The 20,529-nt window shown below is 70.7% G+C and carries 15 protein-coding genes and 1 pseudogene; 13 read left to right on the top strand and 3 right to left on the bottom strand.

Features of this window, described 5'->3' with window-relative positions; all coding sequences use genetic code 11:
• Window positions 1–69 precede the first annotated feature (69 nt).
• From ACF08N_RS05025 to ACF08N_RS04980, 10 genes are all read left to right on the top strand, one after another.
• On the top strand, window positions 70–3,015 hold the full coding sequence (locus ACF08N_RS05025; RefSeq protein WP_392323194.1) for a DEAD/DEAH box helicase: 2,946 nt from the start codon (window positions 70–72) through the stop codon (window positions 3,013–3,015).
• Window positions 3,012–4,316: an SWF or SNF family helicase gene (locus ACF08N_RS05020; RefSeq protein WP_392323193.1), complete on the top strand. Its 1,305-nt coding sequence runs from the start codon at window positions 3,012–3,014 to the stop codon at window positions 4,314–4,316. Before ACF08N_RS05025 ends, ACF08N_RS05020 begins: the two co-directional genes overlap by 4 nt.
• Before the next feature lie 459 nt (window positions 4,317–4,775).
• Window positions 4,776–5,228 carry a hypothetical protein gene (locus ACF08N_RS05015; RefSeq protein ID WP_392323192.1) on the top strand — a complete coding sequence of 151 codons (453 nt, stop codon included), beginning with the start codon at window positions 4,776–4,778 and terminating at the stop codon, window positions 5,226–5,228.
• Window positions 5,225–6,241 (top strand): acetamidase/formamidase family protein, encoded by a 1,017-nt coding sequence (locus ACF08N_RS05010; protein WP_392323191.1) that lies wholly within the window; start codon window positions 5,225–5,227, stop codon window positions 6,239–6,241. The genes ACF08N_RS05015 and ACF08N_RS05010 overlap by 4 nt, the downstream gene beginning before the upstream one ends.
• Window positions 6,242–6,269: 28 nt before the next feature.
• Window positions 6,270–6,860, top strand: coding sequence for an N-acetylmuramoyl-L-alanine amidase (locus ACF08N_RS05005; RefSeq protein ID WP_392323190.1), 591 nt, complete (start codon window positions 6,270–6,272; stop codon window positions 6,858–6,860).
• 89 nt (window positions 6,861–6,949) lie between these two features.
• Complete coding sequence (locus ACF08N_RS05000) at window positions 6,950–8,203, top strand: GAF domain-containing protein (RefSeq protein WP_392323189.1); 1,254 nt, start codon at window positions 6,950–6,952, stop codon at window positions 8,201–8,203.
• Window positions 8,204–8,327: 124 nt separating this feature from the next.
• Window positions 8,328–9,851: an aldehyde dehydrogenase gene (adh, locus tag ACF08N_RS04995; RefSeq protein WP_392323188.1), complete on the top strand. Its 1,524-nt coding sequence runs from the start codon at window positions 8,328–8,330 to the stop codon at window positions 9,849–9,851.
• A 214-nt stretch (window positions 9,852–10,065) separates the two neighbouring features.
• Complete coding sequence (locus ACF08N_RS04990; RefSeq protein WP_392323187.1) at window positions 10,066–11,754, top strand: GMC oxidoreductase; 1,689 nt, start codon at window positions 10,066–10,068, stop codon at window positions 11,752–11,754.
• Window positions 11,751–13,298 (top strand): patatin-like phospholipase family protein, encoded by a 1,548-nt coding sequence (locus ACF08N_RS04985; RefSeq protein ID WP_392323186.1) that lies wholly within the window; start codon window positions 11,751–11,753, stop codon window positions 13,296–13,298. Before ACF08N_RS04990 ends, ACF08N_RS04985 begins: the two co-directional genes overlap by 4 nt.
• An 80-nt stretch (window positions 13,299–13,378) precedes the next feature.
• Window positions 13,379–15,223: a hypothetical protein gene (locus ACF08N_RS04980; RefSeq protein ID WP_392323185.1), complete on the top strand. Its 1,845-nt coding sequence runs from the start codon at window positions 13,379–13,381 to the stop codon at window positions 15,221–15,223.
• 65 nt (window positions 15,224–15,288) lie between these two features.
• Here the strand turns inward: ACF08N_RS04980 and ACF08N_RS04975 are convergent, their stop codons facing one another.
• From ACF08N_RS04975 to ACF08N_RS04965, 3 genes are read right to left on the bottom strand one after another with little or no spacing between them, the layout of a single operon-like run.
• The gene (locus ACF08N_RS04975; RefSeq protein ID WP_392323184.1) at window positions 15,289–15,948 is read right to left on the bottom strand and encodes a hypothetical protein; all 660 of its coding nucleotides are present in this window, start codon (window positions 15,946–15,948) and stop codon (window positions 15,289–15,291) included.
• On the bottom strand, window positions 15,945–16,328 hold the full coding sequence (locus tag ACF08N_RS04970) for an ArsR/SmtB family transcription factor (RefSeq protein WP_392323183.1): 384 nt from the start codon (window positions 16,326–16,328) through the stop codon (window positions 15,945–15,947). Before ACF08N_RS04970 ends, ACF08N_RS04975 begins: the two co-directional genes overlap by 4 nt.
• A complete protein-coding gene (locus ACF08N_RS04965) occupies window positions 16,325–16,771 on the bottom strand; it encodes an SRPBCC domain-containing protein (protein ID WP_392323182.1) in 447 nt (148 codons plus the stop codon). Before ACF08N_RS04965 ends, ACF08N_RS04970 begins: the two co-directional genes overlap by 4 nt.
• A 183-nt stretch (window positions 16,772–16,954) precedes the next feature.
• Between ACF08N_RS04965 and ACF08N_RS04960 the strand changes: the two are divergent.
• The 3 genes and pseudogenes from ACF08N_RS04960 to argG all read left to right on the top strand — a co-directional run.
• A pseudogene (locus ACF08N_RS04960) lies at window positions 16,955–17,038 on the top strand (VOC family protein); the annotation flags it as partial.
• Between the two features lie 281 nt (window positions 17,039–17,319).
• The gene (locus ACF08N_RS04955) at window positions 17,320–18,873 is read left to right on the top strand and encodes a polysaccharide lyase family 1 protein (protein ID WP_392323181.1); all 1,554 of its coding nucleotides are present in this window, start codon (window positions 17,320–17,322) and stop codon (window positions 18,871–18,873) included.
• 77 nt (window positions 18,874–18,950) lie between these two features.
• Window positions 18,951–20,399: an argininosuccinate synthase gene (gene argG, locus ACF08N_RS04950; RefSeq protein WP_392323180.1), complete on the top strand. Its 1,449-nt coding sequence runs from the start codon at window positions 18,951–18,953 to the stop codon at window positions 20,397–20,399.
• The last annotated feature ends 130 nt before the right edge of the window (window positions 20,400–20,529 follow it).

Genomic DNA, 20,529 nt, shown 5'->3' with positions numbered 1-20,529 from the left:
TTTGTTGGGGTACCCTCGGCGATTCCGGATCCGAGTAGTCAAATTTGAGGAATACGTCTTCCTGTGCCCATGGCTCCCACGGCAGCAACGCCGTCTCCGCCCGCCGAATCCGCGCTCTCCGTATCCGCCGCCTCCGCCCTCGCCCGCTGCCCCGCCCTGTTCCTGCCGGGCGATCCGGCCAGGACCGGCCGCATCGCCTTCCTGCTCCCGGACGGTGCCGAATCGCCTGCCGCCGAGTGCCGCGCGGGCGAGCACGGCCGGATCACCGTCGTCACGGAGGACGTGCGGACCGCCGCCGCACCGGCGCTGCTGATGCCCGTGGCCGACGCACTTCCCGTACTGACCCGGGCCCGCGTCCTGCCCGGTGCCTCCGATGCGGCCGCGTTCTGGGGCACGGCCGCGGTGTTCGCCCTGCAACTCGCCGCGCGCGGACTGCTGTTGCCCGGTCTGAGCGCCACCGACAGCGACGCCTGGCGCATGGGACCGCTCACGTCCGAGGACCTGGACCGGCTGCGTACGCTCGCGGCGTCCATGCCTCCCGCCGCACACGCGGTCCCCCTCGACCCCGCGGCCGACCCGCTGCTGCTGCCCGAACCGCAAGTGCTGCTGCGGGAGTTCGTCGACGCCGTGGCCGACGGGCTGCCGCGCAGCCCCGCCGCGCCGCTCGCGGCAGGCGGCCGGGCGTTCGCGGCGCAGGAGCCGCTGCGGCTGCCCGACCACCGGGGCTGGGCCGCCGACATCGCCGCCGGGCACGACGCGGGCGTGCGGCTGTCCCTGCGCGTCGAGGTCCTCGGCCTCGACACGGCGGATCCGCAGGACGGCGACGGTCCGGCGTTCCGGGCCGTGGTGCAGATGCACAGTGTGAGCGATCCGGCGCTGGTCGCCGACGCCGCCGACGTCTGGGCCGGCACGGGCCCCTCCGCGGCCGCCTTCGGCCCGCGCGCCCGGCTGGACGCCCTGCTCGCCCTGCGCCGAGCCGCACGCGCCTGGCCTCCGCTCGCCCCGCTGCTCCACGCGGCCGTCCCCGACACGATCGAACTCGCCGACGAGGAGATCGCCGAACTGCTGGGCGACGCCACGCGCGCCCTCGCGGCAACCGGCCTGAAGGTGCACTGGCCCCGGCAGCTGGCCCGGCGTCTGACGGCCCGCGCGGTCGTCGGCCCGGTCGACGTCGGTGCAGCGGACGGCGGTCCCGGGGACGGGGGTCCGGCGGACGGCGCAGGGGCGGACGCGGCCGGCCACGAGTCGTCCGGGCTGCCGTCCTTCCTGTCGGCCGACGCCCTCCTCGCCTTCAACTGGCGTTTCGCGCTGGGCGACACGCAGCTCACCCGGTCCGAGCTGGACCGGCTCGCCGAGGCGGGCCGCCCGCTGGTCCGGCTGCGTGACGAGTGGGTGCTCATCGACCCCGAGGAGGCGCGGCGGGCCCGGGACAGCCAGGACCGCAAGCTGACGCCGATCGACGCGCTCGGCGCCGTGCTCACCGGATCGGCGGAGGTCGACGGCCGGCGGGTAGAGGTGACGGCGGCCGGTCCCCTGGAACGGCTGCGGGAACGGCTCACCGACCCCGAGGGAGGGCCGCAGGACGTCGCCCAGCCCGCCGCTCTGGCCGCGACCCTGCGCGACTACCAGCTGCGGGGCCTCAACTGGCTCCACCGGATGACGTCCCTCGGCCTCGGTGGATGTCTCGCCGACGACATGGGACTCGGCAAGACCATCACCCTCGTCGCGCTCCATCTGCACCGGCAGACCGACCCCTCGGCCGCCGGTCCCACTCTCGTCGTCTGCCCCACCTCGCTGATGGGCAACTGGCAGCGGGAGATCGAGCGTTTCGCGCCCGGCACACCGGTGCGGCGCTTCCACGGCTCCGCCCGCTCGCTCGACGCCCTGGGCGAGGGCGAGTTCGTGCTCACCACGTACGGCACCATGCGTCTGGACGCGGCCCGGCTCGGCGAGGTGCCGTGGGGCATGGTCGTCGCCGACGAGGCGCAGCACGTGAAGAACCCGTACTCGGCGACCGCGCGGCAACTGCGCACCATCGGGACCAAGGCGCGCGTCGCGCTGAGCGGCACGCCCGTCGAGAACAACCTCTCCGAGCTGTGGGCCATCCTCGACTGGACCACGCCCGGCCTGCTCGGCCGGCTCGGTTCTTTCCGTACGCGCTACGCCCAGGCGGTGGAGGGCGGCGATCCGGCGGCCGCCGCCCGGCTCTCCGCGCTCGTGCGGCCGTTCCTGCTCCGCAGGCGCAAGTCGGACCCGGGCATCGCGCCCGAACTGCCGCCCAAGACCGAGACCGACCGGACGGTGTCCCTCACCGCCGAACAGGCCGGGCTGTACGAGGCGGTCGTGCGCGAGACCCTCGCCGCGATCTCGGAGGCCGGCGGCATGGAGCGGCGGGGTCTGGTCGTCAAACTGCTCACCGGGCTCAAGCAGATCTGCAACCACCCCGCGCAGTACCTCAAGGAGGAACGGCCTAGGATCGCGGACCGCTCCGGAAAGCTGGAACTGCTGGACGAGTTGCTGGACACGATCCTGGCCGAAGACGCGAGCGTGCTCGTGTTCACCCAGTACGTGCAGATGGCACGGCTGCTGGAGGAGCATCTGGCGGGCCGGGGCGTACGGACGCAGTTCCTGCACGGCGGTACGCCCGTCGCCGAGCGCGAGGCCATGGTGCAGCGGTTCCAGAACGGTGAAGTGCCGGTGTTCCTGCTGTCGTTGAAGGCGGCGGGCACCGGGCTCAACCTCACCAGGGCTGAGCACGTCGTGCACTTCGACCGCTGGTGGAACCCGGCCGTCGAGGCGCAGGCCACCGACCGCGCCTACCGCATCGGCCAGGACCGGCCCGTGCAGGTGCACCGGCTGATCGCGGAGGGCACGATCGAGGACCGCATCGCGCAGATGCTGGACAGGAAGAGGGAGCTGGCGGACGCGGTGCTCGGCTCCGGCGAGGCGGCGCTGACGGAGCTGACCGACGCCGAACTGGCGGAACTGGTGGAACTGCGGGGGAGCGGACGATGAGCGGATCACCTGACGTGGAGCGGACGTTCGAGGCCCTGCCTCCCGCGGGGGGCAGGGGCTTCGCGCGGACCTGGTGGGGGCAGGCCTGGCTCAAGGCGCTGGAGGACACGGCGCTGGACGGCCGGCAGCTGAAGAAGGGCCGCGGGCATGCGCGCGCCGGTGCGGTCGGCGCGGTCTCGGTGCGTCCCGGCCGTATCACCGCGGTCGTGCGCGACCGGGACGGCACCGCGTACCGCAGCGACGTGCTGCTGCAGGAGCTGGACGGGGAGCAGTGGGACCGGTTCCTCGACATGGCGGTGGACCGGTCGGGGCACATCGCGGCCCTGCTCGACCGGGAGATGCCGCCGCATCTCGTGGAGGACGCGGCGGCGGCCGGGGTCGAGCTTCTGCCCGGTATCGGCGACCTGGAGCCCGAGTGCACCTGTGACGCCTGGGACCACTGTCCCCACACGGCCGCGCTCTGCTACCAGGTCGCGCGGCTGCTGGACCAGGACCCGTTCGTGCTGCTGCTGATGCGCGGTCGCGCGGAGCGGAGGCTGCTGGACGAGCTGCAGGCGCGCAGCGTGGCGCGTGCGACCACGCCGTCGGCGCAGTCGACGCAGACGGACGAGGACGCGGCGGCGGCCGGCGTACGTGCCGACGAGGCGTTCGCCGCCCGGGACATCCTGCCCCCGCTGCCCCCTCCCCCGGCGCTGCCCGGGGAACCGGGTCCCGCACCTGCGCTGGACACGGAGACGCCTCCGCCGCCCGGGATCGACCCGGACGCCCTGGAGCACCTCGCGGCGGACGCCGCCGCGCGCGCCCGCGTGCTGCTCGCGGCGGCGCTCGCGCCGGGGCACGAGGAGGCTCCGCCTCCGCCCGCGCTGACGCCCGACCAGGACGCGGTGCGCATGGCGGCGTCGTCCCCGGGTCCGGTCGTCGCCGGCCGGATCGCCGCGGGAACCGGCCGCAGCAGTGCGGAGCTCGACCTCGCGGTGCGGGCGTGGCGGTACGGCGGGGCCGCCTCGCTTGCCGTCCTGGAGGACGACGTCACGCCCGATCCGGCGCTGTCGGCACGTGCGACGGCGGCCCTCGACGCGGCGTGGGCGGAGGCGGACGAGTCCGACCGGCCGCGGTTGCGGTCGGCGGGCGCGGCGCGCTGGACGGTGGTCGGCGCGCAGGTGCAGCTGCGCCTGGGCCCGGACGGCCACTGGTGGCCGTACCGCCGGGAGCGTTCGGTGTGGGCGCCGGCGGGCCCGGCGTCGGCGGATCCCGCCTCGGCACTGGCGCTCGCACTGGGCGAACGAGCGGCGGAGTCCTGACGGCGATGTCCCCGGCTGCCGGGGTCGGCTGATCGGGAGTCGGTTCGGCCCCCGGCGCCGCTCGGCCGCCGCGTGACTCAACGGCCCGACGCTGTCAGGGCGAGTGCCTGCGGAAGGTACGCCGGTAGGCGTCCGGAGGCAGACCCACTCTGCTCGTGAAGTGGCGGCGCAAGGTCGTGGCGGTGCCGGGCGGCGGTGACCGGCGATGAGCCGGCTCCCGGACGGTGCCGAATCGCCGGCCGCCCGAGTGCCGCGCCGGCGAGCACGGCCGGATCCGGAGTCGGCTCGGCCTGACCGGGGCGGCCGACGCACCTCCGCGCGGCTGAGGCGGACGGAGGCGCCAACTCCTCGCGGTAACTGGCGGGTTGACGCCCGCCGCTGTCTTCCGCCTCGCGTGCCGACGCCAGTACCGTAGGGCCCGCGAGGCTCTTACCGGTCAGCGGACACGAGGAGTCGAGGGTGTCGGGGGATGCGGACGGCGGGTTGCTCGCGCTCGGCTTCGCCTACGACCCGGTGACGGCGTCCGTGCTGCTGGCCACCGTGATCGTGACCGTGGTCATCGGGGTGTACATCGTCGCCGACCTGGCGTGCGCCGGGTACTTCCTGCGTCGCCGCAGGGACGCGTTCCACCCCGTGCTGCACCTGCTGTTCCCGCTGCTGGGCATCGCCGCCTTCGTCCCTGCCCTGCTGACGGCCGCCCGGATCCCCGTCTTCGACTTCGTGACCGAGCTGACCCCGCCCGTCTCCTACGCGGGACCGGTCGTCGGCGTCTGGATGCTCATCGGCTGTGTCGTTCTCGCCGTGCTGATGCGGCGGCATCCCGAACGGGTGGCCCGGACGGGCCGGATCCATCTCGACGAGCCGGCACCCGGCGCCGGCACCCAGGAGCGGACAGGAAAGGTGCGCCGATGAGCGACCCGCGGATCGTGACCGTACGCCCCGAGGCGGGCGAGTACGCCTGGACGTTCGGCGGCGCGCCGCCGATCGCCCGCATCGCGCCGGGCACGGTCCTCGACCTGTACACCGAGGACTGCTTCGCCGGCCGGGTGCGGTCGGAGAAGGACCTGGTGTCCCGGGTGTGCGAGTTCCCGTTCCTCAACCCGCAGACCGGTCCCTTCCATGTGGAGGGCGCGGAGCCGGGCGACACGGTCGCCGTCCACTTCGTCTCCGTCGAACCGGCCGGGGACTGGGCCGCCTCGACGACGGTCCCGCTGTTCGGCGCCCTCACCTCCACGCACACCACGGCCACGCTCCAGGAGCCGCTGCCGGAGGTGGTGTGGATGTGGCAGCTGGACCGGGCGCGCCGCACCTGCCTGTTCAGCGCCCGCGACAGCGACATCGAGATCGAGCTGCCGATGGACCCGATGCACGGCACCGTCGGTGTGGCGCCCGCCAACCTGGAGGTGCGCTCCGCCCTCGTGCCGGACGCGCACGGCGGGAACATGGACACCCCGGAGATGCGTGCGGGGGTGACCTGCTACCTCGGGGTCAACGTCGAGGGCGCGCTGCTGAGCCTCGGCGACGGACACGCCCGCCAGGGTGAGGGCGAGACGTGCGGTGTGGCGGTCGAGTGCGCGATGAACACGGTGGTCGTGGTCGAGCTGCTCAAGGGCGTGGCGACGCCCTGGCCCCGGCTGGAGTCCGACACCCACATCATGTCGACCGGCTCCGCTCGACCCCTCGAAGACGCGTTCCGCGTCTCGCAGTTGGACCTGGTGCAGTGGCTCGCCCGGGACTACGGCCTGTCCACGCTCGACGCGTACCAGTTGGTCACCCAGGCGGGCGAGGCACCGCTCGCCAACGTCTGCGACACCAACTACACCTGTGTGGCGAAAATCCGCAAACAGTGGCTGCCGGCAGGGGATCCTCATGGCGGTCTGCACCGTCATCTGCGGGAGGTCTCCACCGTCCTGCCGCGCCCGTGACCCACCCCCCCACGAGGAGAGGTCTCCCATGGACCGCAGGACTCTGCTCCGGGGCGCCGCCGCGACGGCCGCCGCCGGCATCCTGGTACCCGCCCCCTCCGCCCACGCCGACGCCCGCGCGGCCTCCCTCGCGGCCGACTTCCCCGACGCCGAGTGGGTGCCCGCGGCGGCGTCCAACTACACCGTGTCGAGCAGGCCGTCGGCGTATCCCGTCCGGTACGTCGTCGTCCATGTCGCCCAGGAGACGTACGCGGACACCCTGGCGATCTTCAAGGACCCGGCCAGGAAGGTGTCGGCGCACTATGTCGTGCGCTCCGCGGACGGGCACGTCGCCCAGTGCGTGCGGGAGCGCGACATCGCCTGGCACGCCGGCAACTGGGACTACAACACCCGCAGCATCGGCATCGAGCACGAGGGCTGGGTGGACCGTCCCGCGTACTTCACCCACGCGATGTACGAACGGTCGGCCGCGCTCACGGCCTGGGTCTGCGACCGGTACGGCATTCCCAAGGACCGGGAGCACATCATCGGCCACCGTGAGGTGCCGGGCGCCACGCACACCGATCCGGGCCCGTACTGGGACTGGAGCCGCTACATCCGGCTCGTCAACTTCGCCTGAGATCCCGCCAGGAACCGCGCGCCGCGTGGCCGGTGCACGGTTCTTGTCGGACCCCGCCGTCCGGGCGACGATGGGCGCGGGAGGGCGATGTGAGCGATGCGTGGGTGGCCCTGGAGCCCGGTGCCGATCCGGCCGAGCGCGGCGCGGCGCTGCGCCGGGCGTACGACGCGTATGTGACGGCGGGCCGTGTCGAGGTGCCCGTACGGCGCGAGGTGGCCGACTCCTGGCGGCGCTCCGCGCGGGCGCGGGTCAGCCCGGAGGGCATGGCTGGAGTGGAGCTCGACGGGGAGGATCTCGGCGCCTACCGCGACAGTCACGCACTGGCCCGGGTGATGCCGGTGATCCGCGAACTGACGGGTGGGTACGCGAATGACGGCGGACACCTGGTGGCCGTCTGCGACGCCCATGGCCGGCTGCTGTGGGTGGACGGACCGCAGGCGACACGCCGCAGGGCGAGCCGGATGAACTTCGTGCCCGGCGCCCGCTGGGCCGAGGCGGTCGCCGGCACGAACGCGCCAGGTACGGCGATCACCGTGGGACGGCCGGTGCAGGTGTTCGCCGCGGAGCACTTCCGCAGACCCGTGCAGTCGTGGACGTGCGCCGCGGCCCCGATCCACGACCCGGCCACGGGCCGCGTCCTCGGCGCGGTGGACATCACCGGCGGGGACCAGCTGGCCCATCCGCACAGCCTCGCGTTCGTCGGCGCCGTGGCCCGGGCCGCCGAGTCGCAGCTGGCGCTGCTCGCGCCGGCGCCCGCGGCCGAGTGCCTTCGGCTGACCGCGCTCGGGCGGGACGAGGCGTTGCTGGTCGCCGGTGGCCGCAGGCTGCGGCTCAGCCGTCGGCACAGCGAGATCCTCGTCGTCCTGGCCGGCCGCCCCGACGGCATCGGGGGCGACGAGCTGCTGGTGGAGCTGTACGAGGACGAGACGGTCACGCCCGTGACGCTGCGCGCGGAACTGTCCCGGCTGCGGCACCTGCTCGGCCCCGGACTGCTGCGCTCGCGCCCCTACCGGCTCGCGGCCCCGGTCGACGCCGACTTCGACACGGTGACGCGACGGCTGGCGTCCGGTGCCGTGACGGGCGCGATGGGGGCGTACGCGGGCCCGCTGCTGCCGTCGTCGCAGGCGCCCGCGGTGGTCCGGCTGCGCGGGAGGCGGGACAACCAGCTGCGGGCGGCGCTGATCGCGCGCGGCGATCCGGCGCTGCTGGCTGACTGGGCGTACAGCACGTGGGGCGAGGACGATCTGCCCGCCTGGCGTGCGCTGGCGTCCGTGCTGCCGCGTGACCGGCAGGCGGCCGCGCTGGCGCGCGTGGCGGAGCTGGACGCCTGGCAGCGCGGGTGACCGCCGCACCGCGGCACCGTTCGCAGAGACCGCACCGAGCAACGTCGTTGCAACGTTCCGCTTCCTAGCCTCTGCGGGAGCGCCGCCCAACGGCGGGCGGCGCCCCCACCGGGAGGCCCTGGACATGACCCGATACGCACAGCCGAACGCCGAAGGCTCCGTCGTCTCCTACGCGTCGCGCTACGACCACTGGATCGGCGGCGAGTACGTCGCACCGACCCGCGGGCAGTACTTCGAGAATCCGAGCCCGGTCGACGGCCGTCCCTTCACCGAGATCGCCCGCGGTACGGCCGAGGACGTCGAACGCGCTCTGGACGCGGCCCATGCGGCCGCGCCGGTGTGGGGCCGCACCTCGGCGGCCGAACGCGCGGGCATCCTGCTGAGGATCGCCGACCGGATGGAGGCGAACCTCGAACAGCTCGCGGTCGCCGAGACGTGGGACAACGGCAAGCCGGTGCGCGAGACGCTGGCCGCGGACATTCCGCTGGCGATCGACCACTTCCGCTACTTCGCCGGCACCCTGCGCGCCCAGGAGGGCGCGCTGAGCGAGATCGACGACGACACGGTGGCGTACCACTTCCACGAGCCGCTGGGTGTGGTCGCGCAGATCATCCCGTGGAACTTCCCCATCCTGATGGCGACATGGAAGCTGGCGCCCGCGCTGGCGGCGGGCAACGCGGTCGTGCTGAAGCCGGCCGAGCAGACCCCGGCCTCCATCCACGTGTGGCTGAGCCTGGTCGCCGATCTGCTGCCGCCGGGCGTCCTCAACATCGTCAACGGCTTCGGCGTGGAGGCGGGCAAGCCGCTGGCATCGAGCCCGCGGGTGGCGAAGATCGCGTTCACGGGCGAGACCACGACGGGGCGGCTGATCATGCAGTACGCCTCGGAGAACATCAAGCCGGTCACGCTGGAGCTGGGCGGCAAGTCGCCGAACATCTTCTTCGACGACGTGTGGGCGGCGGACGACGACTTCCGCGACAAGGCGCTGGAGGGCTTCACCATGTTCGCCCTGAACCAGGGCGAGGTGTGCACGTGCCCGTCGCGAGCGCTGATCCAGCGCGGACGCTACGGCGAGTTCCTGGAGGCGGCGGTGGTCCGCACGGAGAAGATCGTGCCCGGGCACCCGCTCGACACGGACACGATGATCGGCGCGCAGGCCTCCAACGACCAGCTGCAGAAGATCCTTTCGTATCTGGACATCGGCCGTCAGGAGGGTGCCAAGATCCTGACGGGTGGTCAGCGCATCGAGCACGGCGGTGAACTGGCGGGCGGCTACTACGTCCAGCCCACGATCTTCGAGGGCGACAACAGGATGCGGATCTTCCAGGAGGAGATCTTCGGCCCGGTCGTCGCCGTCACGTCCTTCACGGACTTCGACGACGCGATCGCCACGGCGAACGACACGCTGTACGGCCTGGGCGCCGGGGTGTGGACGAGGGACGGCAGCACGGCCTACCGCGCGGGCCGGGCGATCCAGGCGGGCCGGGTGTGGACCAACTGCTACCACGCCTATCCCGCGCATGCCGCGTTCGGCGGCTACAAGCAGTCGGGCATCGGACGCGAGACGCACAAGATGATGCTGGACCACTACCAGCAGACGAAGAACCTGCTGGTGTCGTACTCGCCGAAGAAGCTCGGCTTCTTCTAGCGGCACGGAGCAGGGCGCCTGACCTGGGATGTGGCCCGGCGGGCGCCCTGCAACCCCGCCGCGTTGCGGTGGCTGCGAAGCGCTCGAGGCTGCGGGCCGGCGCTACGACGTGCGCGTCGCCACACGCGGGTGAACCATGGAAAGAGGTCGTGCGTGCAGCAGCCGCATACGGGGGAAGTCAAGGCCTGGGCTTGGACTTCTAGAGGTGGCGAGCGTGGACGATTTCGATGCCGTCGTCGTCGGGTCGGGTTTCGGCGGGTCCGTGACCGCATTTCGTCTGGCCGAGGCCGACCTGCGCGTATGCCTTCTGGAAAGAGGAAAGCCGTTCCCGCCCGGGTCTTTTCCACGCAGTCCCCATGACACGGCCAAGAACTTCTGGGATCCGGATTCCCACTTGTACGGGATGTACGACATGTGGAGCTTCTCGAAGCTCGACGCCCTTGTGTCCAGCGGGCTGGGCGGAGGCTCGTTGATCTATGCGAATGTCCTGATTCGCAAGCCGGAAAGCTGGTTCGTGCACGAGTCGTTCGACGGGGGCTACGAGAACTGGCCCGTCACACGTGAGGATCTCGATCCTCACTACGATCGTGTCGAGATCATGCTGGGTGCGCAGCGGTACCCGTTCCATGAGAAGCCCTACCAGGACACGCCCAAGACCGCCGCCATGCAGCAGGCGGCCTCGCGGCTGGGGCTTCCGTGGGAGCTTCCGCCGCTGGCCGTCTCCTTCGGAGATCCCCCGGTGCCCGGCGTTCCCATCGAGGGCGGTGAGAACAATCTGCACCACAGCCCACGCTATACGTGCAGACTTGTCGGTGAATGCGACCTGGGTTGCAACTTCGGCAGCAAGAACAGCCTGGATTTCACCTACCTCAGCGCCGGGGACAGGCTCGGGGTGGATATCCGGCCCCTCTGTGAGGTCCGCTCGTTCGAACCGATCCGAGGGGGGTTCCTGGTCTCGTACATCGAGCACGGCGCCGCCGGGGGCGGAGATCCGCTCGCTCCTCCCGAGCGGCGCACCGTCAAGGCCAGACGGCTGATCCTCTCCGCCGGTACGCTCGGCACCACCTATCTGCTGCTGAGAAACCGCAGCGCCTTTCCTGCACTCGGCCCGGCGCTGGGTACTCGTTTCTCCGGAAACGGGGACTTCCTCGGGCTGGTGCTCAAAGCACGCGAAAGGCGTCAGGACCGGCCCGGGGAGACGCTTCCTCGCATGCTGGAACCGAGTTTCGGCCCGGTCATCACGAGTGCGATGCGCATGGACCGCAAGGCGAACGGCGAGACCACCCGGGGTTTCTACATCGAGGATGCCGGTTACCCGGAATTCCTCAACTGGCTCGTGGAGCACAACGTCCTCACCATGTCCAACAGGGTCGCGAGGTTCCTGCTGCGGCGAGGCTGGTCACAGCTGACCGGAACCGCCAAGAGCCGTGTCGGCCGACAGCTCGGTGACGCCATGGGCAAGGGGCTGTTCACCGCGACGTCCCTACCGTTGCTCGGCATGGGAAGGGACGTCCCCAACGGCCGGATGTTTCTCCGGGACGGGCATCTGGACCTCGACTGGCATCTGGCCGCGTCCGATCAGTACTTCGACCGGATGAACGAGACCATGGAGCGCGTGTCACACGATCTGGGCGGGCGCTACGCCTCGAATCCACTGTGGTGGCTCAACCGCCTCATCACCGTGCATCCCTTGGGTGGCGCGCCAATGGGGCGCACTGCGCAGGAAGGCGTGGTGGACTCCTTCGGGCGCGTGTACGGCCATCCGGGGTTGTCGATCGCCGACGGCTCGGTGATGCCCGGTCCCGTGGGCCCGAATCCTTCGCTCACCATCGCGGCGCTGGCCGACCGGTCGGCCGACCGCATCATCGAGGATCACCGGAAGAACCCGACGAGGCCCTCATGACGACCGGACAGGGCACCGAGCCCCGCAGCGGCTCCCCGCGCAGATCTCTCATCCTCGCCGGCGGCGGGCTGAAGGTGGCTTTCCAGGCGGGGGTCCTCCAGGTCCTGCTCGACGAGGCCGAGTTGGAATTCGACCATGTCGACGGCGCCAGCGGAGGCATTTTCAACCTCGCGATGTACTGCCAGGGGAAGTCCGGGCGCGAGATTGCGGACAATTGGCGCAGTCTCTCTCCTTTGAAGGGCGTCACCCCGAACTGGCGCGAGTTGCCGAAGGGGCCGTACGCCCGTTCCCTCTTCACGCTGGACGGCTATCGGCGTCGCGTCTTCCCGGACTGGGGGCTGGACTGGGAGAGAATCCGGGCCACCGATCGGGAAGCCACCTTCAACCTCTACAACTTCAGCGCCAATGAACTGGAGGCAGTGACCGCCGACCGCATGGACGAGGATCGCTTCTGTGCCGGGGTGTCGCTGCCCATGTGGTTTCCACCGGTCGTCATCGACGGGCAGACCTACATCGACCCGGTCTATCTGACCGATGGAAACGTCGAGGAGGCGATTCGGCGGGGCTGCGACGAACTGTGGATCATCTGGACGGTCAGCCGACGGCACCGCTGGCGGGACGGCTTCGTGGCCAACTATTTCCACATCATCGAAACGGTGGCCAACGGTCAGTTGAAGCACTGGCTGCGTCGGATCGAGGTCAGCAACGCGGCCATCCGCAGAGGAGACCACGGAGAGTTCGGACGCCTGATCGATGTCAGGCTGCTGAGCGCCGAGGTTCCGCTGAACTACCTGATCAACTTCAGCAGGGACCGTTTCACCCAGGCCGTGGAACTCGGAGTCCGTCGTGCTCGCCAGTGGTGCACGGCCCAGGGGATTCCGTGGCAGCCCAGTGCCCCTCCGGACCTCCCCACCGACCCGACCCGCATTCGATTTACCGAACGCATGGTCGGCCGCGTCGGCTTCGGCGAGAACGACTACCGGACGGGGGCCTCGTCGGAGGGTGGCGCAGCCGCCGACATGGCCTTGCACCTGACCATCGACATCCAGGGTGTGGACCGCTTCATCGTCAGTCCGGAGCATGAAGCCTCACTGCAGGGAGAGATCGTCTGCCAGGAGCTGGGCGGACGCCTTCAGGTCGAGCGAGGAACCTTCCAGCTGTTCGTGGAGCACACCGACCCGGAACACCTTCGAATGTGTTATCGCTTGTTCTTCACCGACCGCGCCGGTCATCGGCTCACACTCAGTGGATACAAGGACGTCAGTGAGGACTCCCGTCGGGGAATCTGGAAGGACACGTCCGTCCTCTACACGCGCATTGTTCGTGGGCATGTCGATGCCGACAAAGAGTCCGAAGCCGAGTTGGTGGCCTCGGGAGCCGTGCGCATCCGCCCGACCGACTTCCTGAAGCAACTCACCACCTTCCGGGTCGAAGCGGCAACGCTCCCCGGCAAGGCAACCACGCTGGGGCGCTTCGGGCAGTTCTTCTTCGGCAAGCTGTGGGATGTGTACGCGCAGAACCTCTTGCCCTGGTCACCGCTGTGACCGATGGCCGTGCTGCCACGTGACGCCGAACGGCGACGACATGTCCCGTGTGAGGGATCCGGGCCGACGGAGGAGCCATCGTGGACGTCCATGAGTTGCGCAAGCACGCGGCGGCGCTGCGGTTCACCCCGCAGGAACCGGTGCGCTGGCTGGCACCGAAGGAACTGGCTCGTACGGCGGTCAAAGTCGGGCTGGCCGCCGTGTTCGCCGGCTACTCGGACAAGCGCGAGATACAGGGCGCGCTGCAGGCCGATCTCCTGCGGGCACCCTTGGCGAATCCCGGCGCCGAGGACATCTGGATCGACTTCGTCGCCGACCTCGGCGACGGTTTCGAGGCGACGTACTCGGTGGCATCCGCACTGGCAGCGGCCCGGCTCGCCGTCGCCGGGCCCGACTCGCTCCCTCGTGGCTCGCTGCTCGTCCTCGGCGGGGACCAGGTGTACCCGGTGGCGTCCACGACAGCGTACGAGGACAGGATGAAGGGGCCCTACCGCGCCGCGCTCCCGTCGGCACCGGACCAGCCGCTCATGCTGGTGCTGCCGGGTAACCACGACTGGTACGACGGACTCACCGCGTTCCTGCGGATGTTCGCCCAGGGAAGGCCCATCGGCGGCTGGCAGACCCGGCAGACCCGGAGCTACTTCGCCGTGCAGCTGCCTCAGCGCTGGTGGCTCGTCGGGCTGGACAGCCAACTCGGCTCCTACTTCGACGATCCGCAGCGGCGCTACTTCGAGTCCTGCCTCTCGACGCGACTGCTGCCGGGCGACAGCGTGATCGTCTGCTCCGCCGCGCCCACATGGGTGAAGAGCAACGAGGAACCCAACGCCTTCAACTCCCTGCACTGGTTCGACCGAAACATCATTCGGACCCGCTTCAACCCGGCGACCGGGAAACGCGAGGACACGGGCGCGTCCATCCGACTGTGGCTGACCGGCGACAAGCACCACTACGCCCGCTACGCGGAACGCTTGCCCGATGACCGGCCCGGATCCGACGACGCCCTGCCTCCGGATCCCCGGCGGCGCCAGATGGTGACGTGCGGCCTGGGCGGCGCGTTCCTGGCATCCACACACAGGCTCCCGAAAGCTCTGCCGCTGCCGCCGGCCACCTCGCGGATGCGGGCGAAGGACGACCCGCCGCCGGCATTCGCCCTCGCACAACACACGTACCCCGATGCGGCGGAGTCCCGCTCGCTCGCGCGCGCGATCGCCAAGCCCTGGTCGCGGTACTGGCTCCCGCGGCGCAACCCCGGGTTCGCCGTACTGGCCGGGGCCCTGCATCTGGTACTCGTCCTTCTGACGAGTGCCGCGTTCGCGCTGGCCGAAGGCAGACTCGATCCCGTCGACGCCCTGCGCAGGGCCGGCACCGACGACCTGCTCGGCCTGCTCTGCACGAGCGCCGCCCTCTTCGCTCTGCCCTTCGTGTTCGGCTGGGGTAACGGGCTGCTGCACGGACGGCGGCCGAGGGCACCGTCCGGCGCGATCGTCGCCGTGCTGTTTCAGTTGGCGGTCACCGTCGCGGCACTGTCCGTCACTGTCGCCGTGGCCCGGTCGGTCCCACCCTCATGGAACGGATTCTGGCTCCTGGCGATACTGCTGGTCGTCGCTGCCGTGACGGGCGCGTTCCTCGGCTCCCAGCTCTTCGCCCTGTGGGTGCTGTGGACGGACCGGGGCCTGGTCGCCGAGTGGCAGATGTCCGGCCAGTCCATCGACGACCGCAAGGGATTCGTGCGGATGCACATCGCACGGGACGGCACACTCACCCTCTACCCGCTGGCACTCGACGGCACCTGCCGGGACTGGCTCCTCGACGAGGTTGCGGACACCCCGGCCGCGTGGCTGCGGCCGGTGCCCAGGACGCCGCCGACTGTGCGGCTCATCGAAGAGCCCATCGTGATCAGGCGGACGGGGGTGCCCGGTGCCTGATTCAAGACTCCAACCAGCCGGACAGACAGCTCCCGATCAACTGACCCACCATCATCGATCCACGCTCAGGGCGCGTCCTGGCGGCCTTCGCCGGCCGGGCCCGGGCGGGCGGACAACGGCCTCCAACTGGCCGGTACTTGGCCCCACCTGGCACGATGCGGCTCATGACGCAGGACATACAGACCCGCGGAGAGGCGCTGGTCGCCGCCCCGCGCGCCGGTGACGCGAAGACTGCCCGCCGGCACACCGACTTCTGCGTGCTCGGCCATCACGTGGACGAAGGAATCCCGTACTGGGAGCAGGCGGTGGCCGCGGGGGACGCCTTCTCGCACTACACCCTTGCCCGGTACCGGAAGATCCGGGGCGACCGGCAGACGGCGGAGGCGCTCTACCGCGCCGTGGCCGACCGGCATGCCGGATGCGCCTACGGACTCGGCGTACTGCTCAAGGAGAACGGCGATCCCGAGGCCGCCGAATGGTTCCGGCGCGGCTGGGAACAGGGCCGCAACCTCGACTGCAAGATCGAGCTCGGCAAACTGCTCGCATCCGATGGGCGACTCGACGAAGCGCCGAAGTTCCTGATGAGCGACATCGACCTGGGGGACATCGCGGTCTTCCGCTGGGTGAAGCTCTTCGAGTCGATTCGCGAGGACTTCGACCGCGTCGCGGCGGGCCTCGACGCCGCCGAGGCCGCCGGGGAGCCGGGCCGACGAGCCACTCCTCACGTGTTCCGGTCTTGTGATCGGTCATTGGTTCCCGCCTCCCGCTCCGCCGCCTCGGCGACGCGCTTGATGTTCGCCAACCGTCGATCCCAGTCGGCCGCCAGCGCGGCCATCCATCGCGCCGTCGCGTCCAGCGCCGCGGGGCGCACCGCGTACCGCACCTCGCGTCCGGCCCGGCGGCCGGACACCAGCCCGGCGGCGTCCAGGACGGCGAGGTGCTTGACCACCGCCTGCCGCGAGACGGGAAGTCGTTCGGCGAGCATCGTCGCGGTGGCCTCGCCCTTGGCGGCCAGCAGCTCCAGCAGCTGACGTCGGGTCGGGTCGGCCAGTGCGACGAGGACGCTGTCGACCGCCTCGGCGCCGCCGGGACGTTCGTCCGTCACACGGATGACTGCTCGGCGCGCTTCTTGAGCGCGTCGAAGCACTGGGGCCAGCCGGCGGCGTGGTCCTTCAGATTCTGGCTGCGCAGCTCCTCGGACCCGGCCAGCGAGGCGAACCCGCTCTCGACGACACGAAGCCGCGTCTGGTCTCCTTCCTGCGTCAAGGTGAACTCCACGAGGGTGCTGTTGTTCTCGCGGAGCTCTTCTCCGGGGAACGCACTGGTCCAGCGGTACGCCACGTACGTGGGCGGCTCGATCTTCTCCACGCGCACCGGGAAGTCGCCGTGCTCGGCGTTCCTCACCACCATCGAGTCGCCTTCCTCGGCCACCGTGCCCGGCAGGCTCGCCTCATCGGCGACCCAGAACCCGGGCTGGGTCACCAGCGACCAGACCCGTTCCAGGGATGCCGCGATCAGGGTTTCGCGTTCGATCCGGTCCTCGCTCATGAGGGGCTCCTTCACCGTCGCCATTGATGCAACTCCAGGGTTGCACATCACCCCCTCCAGGTGCAACCCGCGAGTTGCACACCGGTCCTCCCGCCTTCCGGTCCCCGTTCACGGCCAGTGAGACATCGACACAGACGACAGGAATCTCCTGGCCCAGGCCAGGGCGGCGACGAGGCTCCCGGCCACCCGAGCAAGGGCGCACGAGGCGAGCGCGCTGCCTGGTTCCGTGACAGCGAGGGGAGCCTGCTGGGCATCGGCGAGCCGGTCGCCCGAGGAGGGCCGGTCGCCCGACGAGGGCAGGGCGAGCCCTCGCGTCAGAACGGCGGGACCACCGGCGGCGGTGTCAAGGCGGCGACGGCGTACAGGGCGGCGGCCAGGGCCGCGCGCAGCCACAGAGCCGCCGTTCGATTCTCGGATATCACGGTCGTTCCGTCCTGCGTGGAGTGCTGAAGTGCGGGGAGGTTCCGGGCAACCTCCACACCCTGCGGTGACGACTACGGCGTGCAGCAGCAACGACCAGCACGCCCAAAGGGATTGGGGAGACGAGCATGAGACGACCACTCGCACGGAAACTCTACGCGGCGCTGGCCACGACGGCGCTCGCGGCCGCGACCGGTGCGGTTCTGTCGGTACCCGAGGCATCGGCAGTGACCGGCAGCGCCACCGGCTACGCGACCCAGAACGGCGGGACCACCGGCGGCGCGGGCGGACAGCGAGTGCGGGCCACCACGGGAACCGCGATCCATGCCGCCCTGTGCGGCCGGGCCAGCAGCAGCACCCCGATCACCATCGAGGTCGAGGGAACCATCAACCACGGCAACACCGAAAAGGTGTCGGGCGACAGCTGCAACACCGCCGCCGGTGTGATCGAGCTCAAGCAGATCAGCAACGTCACGATCATCGGGGCCGGCAGCGGCGCAGTCTTCGACCAACTGGGCATCCACATCCGCGAGTCCCGCAACATCGTCATCCAGAACGTCACCGTCAAGAACGTCAAGAAGTCGGGCTCGCCCACGTCCAACGGTGGTGACGCCATCGGCATGGAGAGCGGCGTCCGCAACGTCTGGGTCGATCACGTCACCCTGGAGGCGTCGGGCGGCGAGTCGGAGGGGTACGACGGCCTCTTCGACATGAAGGACAACACCCAGTACGTGACCCTGTCCTACAGCATCCTGCGCAACTCCGGCCGCGGCGGCCTCGTCGGGTCCAGCGAGAGCGACCTCTCGAACAGCTTCATCACGTACCACCACAACAGGTACGAGAACATCGACTCCCGCGCTCCCCTGCTGCGCGGCGGCACAGCCCACATGTACAACAACCACTACGTGCGGCTCAACGAGTCGGGCATCAACTCCCGGGCCGGGGCCCGCGCCAAGGTGGACAGCAACTACTTCGAGGACTCCAAGGACGTCCTGGGCACCTTCTACACCGACGCGGCGGGCTACTGGCAGGTCAGCGGCAATATCTTCGACAACGTGACCTGGTCCGGCCCCGGCAGCGAGAACCACCCGGCAGGACCCGACCCGCAGTCCAACACCACTGTCGGCATCCCCTACTCCTACAGCCTCGACGCGGCAGGCTGCGTGCCGGGCATCGTGAACCGGACGGCAGGCGCCAACAAGGGGCTTCAGGTGTCGGACGGCAGCTGCTCACCGCAGACGCCGACACCGACGCCGACGCCGACCGACCCCACACCGGGACCCACCGACCCCACGCCGGGACCGACCCAGCCCGGCGGGACCAACCTCAGCATCGGAGCCGGCTCCGACGGCTCCGGCAAGGCCGACGGCACGAGCTACGGCAACGTGCGTGACGGCAACATGAGCACCTACTGGTCGCCGACCGGCTCGACCGGTTCTGTCTCGATCAAGTGGGGCTCCCCGACCACCGTGTCCATGATCAACATTCGGGAGGCGTCGGGCGCCGCAGGCAGAATCGGGTCCTGGAGGGTCGTCAACGCCGACACCGGCGCCGTCCTGGCCTCCAGCAGCGGGGCGGGCGCCGTCTCCTTCCCCCGGACCTCGCTGCACAAGATCACCTTCGAGATCACCAGCTCGACCGGCACGCCGCAGGTCGCCGAGTACGAGACGTACGCGGGGTAGCAGCCCCTCCCCGGGGTTCGCCACAGGGGGCGAGGACGAGGCTTGCATGATCATGCATGTCAATGCATAATATTGCCATGTCCAAGGTCCTCACCTCCCTCCCCACCGGCGAGCGCGTCGGCATCGCCTTCTCCGGCGGACTCGACACCTCGGTCGCCGTCGCCTGGATGCGCGACAAGGGCGCCGTCCCCTGCACGTACACCGCCGACATCGGTCAGTACGACGAGCCCGACATCGCGTCGGTCCCCGGCCGTGCCACCGCGTACGGCGCCGAGATCGCGCGGCTCGTCGACTGCCGTGCCGCGCTGGTCGAGGAAGGGCTGGCGGCGCTCTCCTGCGGCGCGTTCCACATCAAGTCGGGCGGGCGCCCGTACTTCAACACCACGCCGCTGGGACGCGCCGTGACCGGCACCCTGCTGGTCCGGGCGATGCTCGAGGACGGGGTGCAGATCTGGGGCGACGGCTCCACCTTCAAGGGCAACGACATCGAGCGGTTCTACCGGTACGGTCTGCTCGCCAATCCGCACCTGCGGATCTACAAGCCCTGGCTGGACGCGGACTTCGTCACGGAGCTCGGCGGCCGCAAGGAGATGTCGGAGTGGCTGCTCGCGCACGGGCTGCCGTACCGGGACTCGGCGGAGAAGGCGTACTCCACGGACGCCAACATCTGGGGCGCCACGCACGAGGCCAAGACGCTGGAGCACCTCGACACCGGCATCGAGACGGTCGAACCGATCATGGGCGTGCGGTTCTGGGACCCGTCGGTGGAGATCGCCACGGAGGACGTGACGGTCGGCTTCGACCAGGGCCGCCCGGTCACGATCAACGGCAAGGATTTCGCCACCCCGGTCGACCTCGTCATGGAGGCCAACGCGATCGGCGGCCGGCACGGGCTCGGCATGTCGGACCAGATCGAGAACCGGGTGATCGAGGCCAAGAGCCGCGGCATCTACGAGGCGCCCGGCATGGCGCTGCTGCACATCGTCTACGAGCGGCTGGTCAACGCGATCCACAACGAGGACACCGTGGCGGCCTACCACAGCGAGGGCCGGCGCCTCGGCCGGCTGCTCTACGAGGGCCGCTGGCTGGACCCGCAGGCCCTGATGGTGCGGGAGTCGCTGCAGCGCTGGGTCGGCGCCGCGATCACCGGCGAGGTGACCCTGCGGCTGCGGCGCGGCGAGGACTACTCGATCCTCGACACCCGGGGCCCGGCGCTCAGCTACCACCCGGACAAGCTCTCCATGGAGCGGACCGAGGACTCGGCGTTCGGCCCGGTGGACCGGATCGGCCAGCTCACCATGCGGAACCTGGACATCGCGGACTCGCGGGCGCGGCTCGAGCAGTACGTGGGGCTCGGCCTGGTCGGCACCGCTCACCCGACGCCGATCGGCGCGGCGCAGGCGGCTTCGACGGGTCTGATCGGCGCGATGGACACCGGCGGCGCCGAGGCGATCGCCTCGCGCGGCGAGGCCACGGACGAGGAGGCGCTGCTGGACCGCGCCGCCATGGAGTCCGGCACGGACTGAGACCGGTCGGCGGTCGTCACGCATCGAGGCCATGGGCCCCGGCGGAACACTGTTCCGCCGGGGCCCATGACGTAGCGGGGAGGCGACGTCACCCGCCGGGTCCCCGCCGGACCGGTGTGACGGCCGCCGG

Source organism: Streptomyces sp. NPDC015127, from assembly GCF_043080095.1.
Lineage (GTDB): Bacteria > Actinomycetota > Actinomycetes > Streptomycetales > Streptomycetaceae > Streptomyces.
The sequence above is the reverse complement of the archived record's forward strand: the minus strand, read 5'-3'. Positions and strand labels throughout refer to the sequence as shown.

What these genes read in the sequence shown, in the direction of transcription:
- ACF08N_RS05025 (WP_392323194.1), top strand. Translation starts at nt 70, where the DNA reads ATGGCTCCCACGGCAGCAACGCCGTCTCCGCCCGCCGAATCCGCGCTC.
- argG (WP_392323180.1), top strand. Translation starts at nt 18,951, where the DNA reads ATGTCCAAGGTCCTCACCTCCCTCCCCACCGGCGAGCGCGTCGGCATC.
- ACF08N_RS05020 (WP_392323193.1), top strand. Translation starts at nt 3,012, where the DNA reads ATGAGCGGATCACCTGACGTGGAGCGGACGTTCGAGGCCCTGCCTCCC.
- ACF08N_RS05010 (WP_392323191.1), top strand. Translation starts at nt 5,225, where the DNA reads ATGAGCGACCCGCGGATCGTGACCGTACGCCCCGAGGCGGGCGAGTAC.
- ACF08N_RS04955 (WP_392323181.1), top strand. Translation starts at nt 17,320, where the DNA reads ATGAGACGACCACTCGCACGGAAACTCTACGCGGCGCTGGCCACGACG.
- ACF08N_RS04965 (WP_392323182.1), bottom strand. Translation starts at nt 16,771, where the DNA reads ATGAGCGAGGACCGGATCGAACGCGAAACCCTGATCGCGGCATCCCTG.
- ACF08N_RS04985 (WP_392323186.1), top strand. Translation starts at nt 11,751, where the DNA reads ATGACGACCGGACAGGGCACCGAGCCCCGCAGCGGCTCCCCGCGCAGA.
- ACF08N_RS05005 (WP_392323190.1), top strand. Translation starts at nt 6,270, where the DNA reads ATGGACCGCAGGACTCTGCTCCGGGGCGCCGCCGCGACGGCCGCCGCC.
- adh (WP_392323188.1), top strand. Translation starts at nt 8,328, where the DNA reads ATGACCCGATACGCACAGCCGAACGCCGAAGGCTCCGTCGTCTCCTAC.